The organism is Terriglobales bacterium, assembly GCA_035543055.1.
Classification (GTDB): Bacteria; Acidobacteriota; Terriglobia; order Terriglobales; family Acidobacteriaceae; genus JAIQFD01.
Genome location: DATKKJ010000001.1, coordinates 1 through 8,585, shown reverse-complemented (window position 1 = coordinate 8,585; position 8,585 = coordinate 1). Strand labels below are relative to the sequence as shown.

At 66.3% G+C, this 8,585-nt stretch carries 9 protein-coding genes; 3 read left to right on the top strand and 6 right to left on the bottom strand.

What is annotated here, in order from left to right; translation table 11 throughout:
* Positions 1-151: 151 nt before the first annotated feature.
* Positions 152-529: a RidA family protein gene (locus VMS96_00045; protein HVP41787.1), complete on the bottom strand. Its 378-nt coding sequence runs from the start codon at positions 527-529 to the stop codon at positions 152-154.
* 204 nt (positions 530-733) lie between these two features.
* Entirely contained in the window at positions 734-2,938 is a 2,205-nt protein-coding gene (locus VMS96_00040; GenBank protein ID HVP41786.1) for a bifunctional (p)ppGpp synthetase/guanosine-3',5'-bis(diphosphate) 3'-pyrophosphohydrolase, read from the bottom strand.
* 200 nt (positions 2,939-3,138) lie between these two features.
* On the opposite strand from VMS96_00040, the gene VMS96_00035 reads away from it, so the two are divergent.
* Positions 3,139-4,026, top strand: a complete 888-nt coding sequence (locus VMS96_00035) for a TIGR01777 family oxidoreductase (GenBank protein HVP41785.1) — start codon at positions 3,139-3,141, stop codon at positions 4,024-4,026.
* Positions 4,027-4,073: 47 nt separating this feature from the next.
* On the opposite strand, the gene VMS96_00030 is transcribed toward VMS96_00035, so the two are convergent.
* Complete coding sequence (locus VMS96_00030; protein HVP41784.1) at positions 4,074-5,255, bottom strand: hypothetical protein; 1,182 nt, start codon at positions 5,253-5,255, stop codon at positions 4,074-4,076.
* 10 nt (positions 5,256-5,265) lie between these two features.
* Between VMS96_00030 and bcp the strand changes: the two genes are divergently transcribed.
* Complete coding sequence (gene bcp, locus VMS96_00025) at positions 5,266-5,718, top strand: thioredoxin-dependent thiol peroxidase (protein HVP41783.1); 453 nt, start codon at positions 5,266-5,268, stop codon at positions 5,716-5,718.
* 78 nt (positions 5,719-5,796) lie between these two features.
* Here the strand turns inward: bcp and VMS96_00020 are convergent, their stop codons facing one another.
* A complete protein-coding gene (locus VMS96_00020; protein ID HVP41782.1) occupies positions 5,797-6,333 on the bottom strand; it encodes a hypothetical protein in 537 nt (178 codons plus the stop codon).
* 6 nt (positions 6,334-6,339) lie between these two features.
* Between VMS96_00020 and VMS96_00015 the strand changes: the two genes are divergently transcribed.
* Positions 6,340-7,149: a DNA-3-methyladenine glycosylase gene (locus tag VMS96_00015; protein HVP41781.1), complete on the top strand. Its 810-nt coding sequence runs from the start codon at positions 6,340-6,342 to the stop codon at positions 7,147-7,149.
* A 48-nt stretch (positions 7,150-7,197) separates the two neighbouring features.
* Here VMS96_00015 and panC read toward each other — a convergent pair whose 3' ends face one another.
* Positions 7,198-8,064, bottom strand: a complete 867-nt coding sequence (gene panC / locus VMS96_00010) for a pantoate--beta-alanine ligase (GenBank protein HVP41780.1) — start codon at positions 8,062-8,064, stop codon at positions 7,198-7,200.
* 61 nt (positions 8,065-8,125) lie between these two features.
* Positions 8,126-8,585, bottom strand: a 460-nt coding sequence (locus tag VMS96_00005) for a 3-methyl-2-oxobutanoate hydroxymethyltransferase (protein ID HVP41779.1), incomplete at its 5' end; no start/stop codon positions are given.

The window sequence follows — 8,585 nt, the reverse complement described above, 5'->3', positions numbered from 1 at the left end:
ATGGAGCGAATGGCGAGCAGCTTGTCGCGTCCCCCGAGGGCCTTGGCCCAGAGGTCGAGGACGAAGTGGGTGCGGACCGGGTGCTCTTCAGCCGCCACCGGGGCCAGCGCCAGCAGTAGGAGCAAGGCGGCGAATTGGCGGAGGCGCGACATCAGAGGGTGGCGATGACGTCGATCTCGACCAGCACGTCCTTGGGCAGGCGGGCGGCCTCGACGGTGGAGCGGGCGGGGAAGGGCGCCTGGAAGTGCTTGCCGTACACCTCGTTCATGGCGGCGAAATCGCCCATGCTCTTGAGGAAGACGGTGGTCTTCACCACTTGATCCAGGCCGCTGCCGCCGGCCTTGAGGACGGCGGCGAGATTCTTGAGGACGCGCTCGGTCTGAGCGGCGACGTCGCCGGCGACGATCTGGGCGGTGGCGGGGTCGAGGGCGATCTGGCCGGAGCAGAAGATGAGGCCGTTGGACTTGATGGCCTGGGAGTAGGGGCCGATGGCCTGGGGGGCGTCCTTGGTGGAGACGGGTTCGCGCATGATTTCAAGATTCTAACCGCGGAGAACGCGGCGGACGCCGAGTTCTTTTGAGGGGTTCGTGGCCAAAGCGCCTGCAAGCAGCATCGCCGCTGGCCGCATTCGAGGGGTCCTTCACTCGGGCATAGCGCCCTCGTTCAGGATGACAGGGGTTGGAGAGTCAGCCGACCCGCGCGAGGGCGCGCGGGCTACTGGGTCAGGATCCGGTCAGACTTTCTGGACGCGCTGGACGTCGCGGACGCCGGCGACCTTGCGGATGCCGGTGGTGATCTGGTCGAGGTGCTTGAGGTCCTGGATCTCGACCACGATGTCGATGGTGGCGTGGGAGTCGGCGGTGCGGGCCTCGATGTTGCGGATGTTGGTGTTGTTGTCGGAGATGATGGAGGTGATCTGCTTCAACATGCCGGCGCGGTTGTCGCAGAAGACAGTGAGCTTGACCGGGTAGGTGCCGGGGGCGGCGCCTTTGGCTTCGCGGGCCCACTCGACGGCGATGCGGCGGTCCACCTCGTACATCAGGTTGGTGACGTTGGGGCAGTTGCGGGAGTGGACGGCGACGCCCTTGCCGCGGGTGACGTAGCCGATGATGTCCTCGCCGCGGATGGGGTTGCAGCAGCGGGCGCGATAGACGAGCAGGTCGTCGTGGCCGGTGACCTTGAGGGCGCCGCTGTCGGCGCCGCCGAAGACGCGGCGGACGGCGCTGGTGACGGCGCCGGTCTCCTGGGCGGGAGTCTCGGCGCTGGTGGGAGCGAGCCGGCCGAGCACCTGGCGGGCGGAGAACTTGCCATAGCCGATGCCGGCCAGCAGGTCCTCGGGGCGTCCGACGCCGTACTCGGAGGCGACGCTGGCATAGACCTTGTCGTCGATGTCCTTGAGCGAGACCCGGTATTTGCGCGCTTCTTTCTCGATCACCTTGCGCCCGATCTCGATGGCGCGCTCGCGCTGGTGGACGTTCATCCAGTGGCGGATCTTGTTGCGGGCGCGGGTGGATTTGACGAACCCCAGCCAGTCGCGGCTGGGGTGGTGCCCGGGCTGGGTGAGGATCTCGACGATGTCGCCGTTGCGCAGCTTGTAGCGCAGGGGAACGATGCGGCCGTTGACCTTGGCGCCGACGCAGGTGTGTCCGACCTCGGTGTGGATGGTGTAGGCGAAGTCCACGCAGGTGGCGTCGCGAGGCAGGATGACCACCTTGCCCTTGGGGGTGAAGGTGTAAACCTCCTCGGGGTAGAGGTCGATCTTCAGGGTGTTGAGGAACTCGCTGGGATCGGTGACGTCGCGCTGCCACTCCACCACCTGGCGCAGCCAGGCCAGGCGCTGCTCGTCACGGGCGGTGACCGGAGAGCCGTCCTTGTACTTCCAGTGGGCGGCGATGCCCTCCTCGGCCATCTTGTGCATGTCCTCGGTACGGATCTGGACCTCGAAGGGGGTGCCGTTCTCGGCGATGACGGTGGTGTGCAGGGACTGATAGAGGTTGGGCCGGGGCATGGCGATGAAATCCTTGATGCGGCCCGGCACCGGGCGCCAGAGATTGTGGATGGTGCCCAGGGTGGCGTAGCAGTCCTGCACCGACTTGGTGATGACGCGGATGGCGAGCAGGTCGTAGACCTGGTCGACGGTGATGTGCTGGCGCTGCAGCTTCTGCTGGATGCTGTAGATGCGCTTGATGCGGCTCTCGACCTTGGCCTTGATGCCGTGCTCCTTGATCTTCTCGCGGACCACGCCTTCGATCTGCTCCAGGAACTGCTCGCCCTTCTTGCGGCGGGCCTCGATGGCGTCGTGGATGTTCTTGTAGCCGATGGGGTCCACGTACTGGAAGGCAAGGTCTTCGAGCTCGCTGCGGATCTTGCCCATGCCCAGGCGGTGAGCGAGCGGGCCATAGATCTCGAGGGTCTCCTTGGCGATGGCGAGCTGGCGGTCAGGCGGCAGGGCGGCCAGGGTGCGCATGTTGTGCAGGCGGTCGGCCAGCTTGATGAGGACGACGCGGATGTCGTCCACCATGGCCAGCACCATCTTGCGGACGTTCTCGGCCTGGCGCTCCTCGCGGCTGGCGAAGTCGAGCTTGCTGATCTTGGTGACGCCCTCGACGATGTGCGCCACCTGTTCGCCGAACTCGCGCTCCACGTCCTCGTGGGTGACGGAGGTGTCTTCGACGGCGTCGTGGAGCAGGCCGGCGGCGATGGCGCTGGGGTCGAGCTTCATCTCGGCCAGGACGATGGCCACTTCGAGGGGGTGGATGAGGTAGGGCTCGCCGGTGGCGCGGGTCTGGCCGGTGTGGTGTTGGAGGGAGAAATCGTAGGCCTTGCGGATGATCTCCAGATCGTCGTTGGGGCGGTTGGCGCGGACCTTCTTCAGCAGGTCACGGAACTTGGTGACCGTGAGGACGTTGGTCGCGATCTGGTGGCGAAGCGTCGCCATACTTGATTATAGCTGGTGGGGTGAAAAGCAGGTCGTGGCGCGAGGTTCGGAGAGGGGCCCGCGCGAGGGCGCGGGCTACTTTGTCGAGATTTGGGTCGCTATAGGGGTCCTTCGACTCGGGCTGAAGCCCTCGCTCAGGATGACAGAAACTGGATATTCGGATTGATTGGGACGAGCGTGAAGAGTAGAACTCTGACGCTATGAAAGTAGCGGTGAGCGGAGCGTCGGGGTTCATCGGGGCGGCGGTGGTGCGGCGGCTGGAGGCCTCGGGGCACCAGGTCAGCCGCATGGTGCGCGGCAATGCCCGGCCGGGGGAGATCCACTGGATCCCCGCCGGGGCGCTGGACGCGGCCTCGCTGGAGGGCTTTGACGCCGTGGTCCACCTGGCGGCCGAGAACATCTCGGGACGCTGGACCGCGACGAAGAAGGCCCGCATCCTCAACAGCCGGGTGCAGGGAACGCTGACCATCGCAGCCATGCTGGCGCGGTTGCAGCAGAAGCCCAAGGTGCTGGTGAGCGCGTCGGCCATCGGGTTCTACGGGTCCCGTGGCGACGAAAACCTGGACGAGAGCAGCGCGCCGGGGTCGGACTTCCTGGCGGAAGTGGCGCGGCAGTGGGAGTCGGCGACCGAGGCGGCGTCGCGGGCAGGGATCCGGGTGGCGCTGGTGCGCTTCGGCGTAGTGCTGGGTGCGAGCGGTGGGGCGCTGAAGCAGATGCTGGGGCCATTCCAGATGGGGGTCGGGGGAAGGATCGGGAGCGGACAGCAGTGGATGAGCTGGGTGGGGCTGGAAGACGCGGCGGGAGCGGTGGAGCATGCGATCGTGAATGATGCGGTGCGCGGGCCGGTGAACGTGGTGGCGCCGAATCCGGTGAGGAACACGGAATTTACCAAGACGCTGGGCGAGGTGCTGCACCGGCCGACGGTGTTCCCCATGCCGGAGTTCGCCGTCAAAGTCGCGTTCGGGGAGATGGGGGTGAGCCTGCTGCTGGGAAGCCAGCGAGTGATGCCGAAGAAGCTGCAGGAGAGCGGGTACCAGTTCAGGTTCCCGGAATTAAGAGCCGCGCTGGAGAACTCAATCGGCCGCTGAAGCTACACATCGGCCCGCGCGAGGGCGCGCGGGCTACTTTGTAAGACCTATTCGCCGGCGGAGTCGAAGAGCTTGGTGGTCTGGCTGAGGCCGACCTTGAGGACGACGTAGCTGACGTCCTTGCCGATGAGGCGGCGGAAGAGGAGTTCGCCGCGGCTGTCACCATCCACGTCCACGGCGTCGATGAGTTCGAAGCGGCCGTCGAGGTGCACGTTGCGGGCGTCGATGATACGGGCGAAGCTGGGGTGCAGCTCGCCGCTCAGGTCCTCGCGGGCGATGAAAGTGACCTCGAACTCGCGCAGGGCGACGCTGGGGGGACGAGCCGGACGGTGAGGCGGCTGCGGACGCGCGGCCGGCCGTGGGGCCTGGGGAGCAAGCGCGACCCGGGCGCTGAGCACGGCTTCCGCGCTGTTGTTGCCATCGAGATCGAAGTACTTCAGCGAGCTCTCCTGGAAATCGACACGGGCAGCGGAGGGCGCGAGTCCCGCCTGCTTCAGCACCGCCTGCTCGACCAGCACCGAGGCCGCCTTGCGCAGACGGGCTTCTTCGTCGGCATTGCGCGCAAGAGTGAAAGGATGGGGCTCGGGCCCGCCGGCGTCGGAGATGGCGGCGACCATTTCCGGAGGCTTGGGGGGCTTCGCCGGCGCCGACTTGAGTGCGGAGGCGGGCTGGGCGGGGACGGCCGGGGTGACCGGTTCGCTCCCGGGCGTCGGCTTGCCGCGCTTCAGGAGGGGACGGTTGGAATCCACGGGAGTCGGGGGCGGAGCCACGGGTTCCGGGGGAGCTGCGGAGGCTGCCTCAGGGCTGGCGGCGGGGGGCTGGGCGCGACGCAACACCGGGCGATCGTCGTCGGAGGTAGGCGAAGTCGTGGCGGTCTTGGGACGCGGCGGCTGCCAGGTGCCGAGGGCGATCCAGGCGCCATTCTCCTGCACCGGCTGGGCGACGGTGAACAGGCCGATGGAGTTCCCGGTGCGCTCGACTTCGTACACGGTTCCGGGCTCAAGCGCCATGGGGCTGGGAGAGGCCAGGTAGATGGAGGCGTCCCAGAAGCGGTCGTTGTTCCGGATACAGATGGGGATGAGGCGCACGGCGCTCTTGCCGTCGGGGGAGAGCACGGCCAGGGCGGTGGCACGAGGGCCGCTGCGGGCCGGCTTCTTCTGCGACCACACGGCCGACGGCGCCAGCAGGAGCAGCAGGAGGGTGACTTGCAGCGTGCGCTTGCGGTACAAATGTCGGGCTATGGACGTCGACGACAAGCTACCTGATTTTAGTCTGCTGGATGAGAACGGCAAAACCGTGTCGCGGAATGACCTCAAGGGAAAGAACGTGGTGCTGTACTTCTTTCCCAAGGCCGATACGCCCGGTTGAACCATCGAAGCGTGCGGGTTCCGCGACGCATATAAGAAGATCCAGAAGGCCGGGGCGACGGTGATCGGGGTATCGCCCGACCCGCCCGAGCGCCAGAAGAGATTCCAGGAGAAGTACGACCTGCCTTTCACCCTGCTGTCGGACCCCGACAAGCAGCTGGCCAAGGCGTTCGAGGTGCTCAAAGAGAAGAACATGTATGGGAAGAAAGTGATGGGCATCGAGCGCAGCACGTTCCTGATCGGGCCAGATGGGAAGGTCAAGCGGGTATTCGCCAAAGTGAAGGCCGATGGGCACGCGGAAGAAGTGCTGGCGGCGCTGAAATAGCCGTCAGCCATCAGCTTTCAGCCGTCAGGAAAATAAAGTCCTCTGTGATGAAGGGCTCCACCACAGAGGACGGGAAGACTACTGGACGGTGAAGGTGAGGGCGGCTTCGGAGGGGATGACCGCCTCCTGCTTGCCGGTGGCGGCGGCGACGCCGGTGCCGGCGCCCGCACCGACCCCGGCCCCGATGGCGGCTCCCTTTCCGCCGCCAGCCAATCCGCCGATGAGAGCGCCCGCCGCAGCACCACCCCCGATCTTGGTGACGTTGCTCTTGGTGTGGCTCTTACCCTGACGGCTCACGGCGGTCGTGTGGACGGTTTGTCCGTTGATGGACGCCAGGCGCACGGTCACCAGTCCTGGCTTGCTCAAGCGGCCGCTGGGGCGAACATAGGTGACCCGGAGCTTCGCCGGCGAGCCGGCTTTGGCGATAGTTTGTCCGTTCACCACGACGTCGTTGGCCAACGTGGCGTCGACGAGTTCACCGGAACGAGCCGTGCCGGAAGAGATGGCCGAGGCGGTGCGCACGGTGATGTGGGTGCCGTTGGGAATGGTGGCTGCCACTGCCAGGGTGGTCAGGGCGAGAAGGGCTAGAACAGTCTTGGCTGCCCGCGATGTCATAGAATCGTGCTCCTTCATGCAGGATTTCAACCGCGGCCAGAGTTGCTGAGAATATCTCTTGTGACGCCCAGAATTGCAAGAGCGCCGGAGGCGAAGGGGTCACCCGTTCGTACACTGCCCAGAAGGTTCTATGCCCGCGACCCGCGAAAGGTTGCCCGGGAGTTGCTGGGCAAGGTGCTGGTGCGGCGGGAGCGCGGGCGGGAGATCGCGGGACGGATCGTCGAGGTCGAGGTGTACCTGGGGCGAGCGGACCCGGCGGCGCATGCCTACTCCGGGCCGACGGCGCGCAACCAGGTCCTGTTCGGGCCGCCGGGGCACGCCTACGTCTATTTCATCTACGGAAATCACCACTGCCTGAACGTCTCCTGCATGCCGGAAGGAGAGGCGGGATGCGTGCTCATCCGAGCGCTGGAGCCGCTGCGCGGACTGGAGCAAATGGCCCGACGGCGAAGAGTGCCTGCGGAGCAGCTGGCGACGGAGCGCGGGCGCAAGATGCTGACCAGCGGTCCGGGGCGGCTGGCGGAGGCGTTGGGAATCACAAGGGCGCGGGACAATGGGAAAGATGTGACGGCGGCGAGGGCCGACCTGCGGATCGTGGATGAAAGTCACGAGCCGGTGAGGGTCGCGACGGGGCCGCGGGTGGGAATCGCGAAGGCGGTGGAGGAGCAGTTGAGGTATGTGATCGCGGGGAATGCGTACGTGTCGGGGAAGGCGTCGGGACTGACGTCCCTCCGCCGAACGGCGACGTCAGCGCGGGCAGAACGCAAGGTCCCTCGGTCGTCCCTACGGGACTCCCTCGGGATGACAAGAAAATAGAGCGCGACAGTGCAGGCCTGAAGGCCTGCTCCACCCCGATCGAAGGGGCTAGGGATGCCCGGCGCTACCGGCGGCGGTGAGCACGATGTTGTCGATGAGGCGGGTGCTGCCGACGAAGGCGGCGACGGCGACCAGCGCACCACGGGAGACATCGGGGACGGGATCAAGGGTGTCTCTGTCCACGATCTCCACGTAATCCACGCGTACCCCCGGTTGCTCGGCGAAGACGTCGCGGGCGGCGGCGATGAGCTTTTCGCTGGAGTGCTCGCCCTTGTCGGCCAGGGACTGCACGCGCATAAGCGCGCGGTGAAGAATGGTGGCCTGCTTGCGCTCGGCGGGGCTGAGGTAGGCGTTGCGGGAGCTCAAGGCGAGGCCGTCGGGCTCACGGATGATGGGGCAGACGATGATCTCGACGCTCATGGCGAGGTCGCGGACCATGCGGCGGAGGATGGCGCACTGGGCCGCGTCCTTCTGACCGAAAAAGGCCAGGTCGGGCTCGACGATATTGAAGAGCTTGTTGACCACAGTGGTCACGCCGCGGAAGTGGCCCGGCCGGGACTTGCCGCAGAGCTTCTTGCTCATCTCCTCGACGTGCACGAAAGTCTTGGAGCCGACCGGGTACATCTCTTCGACCGAAGGGGCAAAGAGAAGGGCAACCTTTTCCGCCTCGAGGAGCTGTTTATCGCGGTCGAAGGTGCGCGGGTACTTGGAGAAGTCTTCGTTGGGACCGAACTGGGTAGGGTTCACGAAGATGGAGGCGGCGACCGCCTGGCACTGCCGGCGGGCGGCCTGGACCAGGGACAAATGCCCGGCGTGGAGTGCGCCCATGGTGGGGACGAATCCGAGGCGCTTGCCGTCGCGCTTGAGCGCGTCGCAGGCAGCCCGCATCTGAGCGACGGTTTCGAGGACCTTCATGGTTTGTTTCCCACCCAAGCCAAAACCGGGCTCGGGTGGGGCACCCGCTGCTGCGTGATCCTTACTGCAGGCGCAGGGACTTCTTGCGCTCCTCCAGGTCGTCCAGCGTGGCCTTGGTGTCCTTGGGGAGGTGGTAGGACTCCTGGTCGGAGGGATACATACCGGTCTCCACATCCTGCTTGAAGCGGGCCACGGCGCCGGTGATGGTGGCGCCGATGTCGCCATAACGGCGGACGAACTTGGCCGGGGGGCTGAAGGTCAGGCCCAGCATGTCGTGCAACACCAGCACTTGGCCGTCGCAATCCGGACCGGCGCCGATGCCGATGGTGGGGCAGGAGACCTCGGCGGTGATCATGGCCGCGACCTCGCGGGGCACGCCCTCCAGCACCATGGAGCAGACGCCGGCGCGGTCGAGCGCGACCGCGTCCTGCATGAGCTGTTCGACCGCCTTCAGCGACTTGCCCTGCACCTTGTAGCCGCCCATCAGGTGCAGTGACTGCGGGGTGAGGCCGATGTGTCCC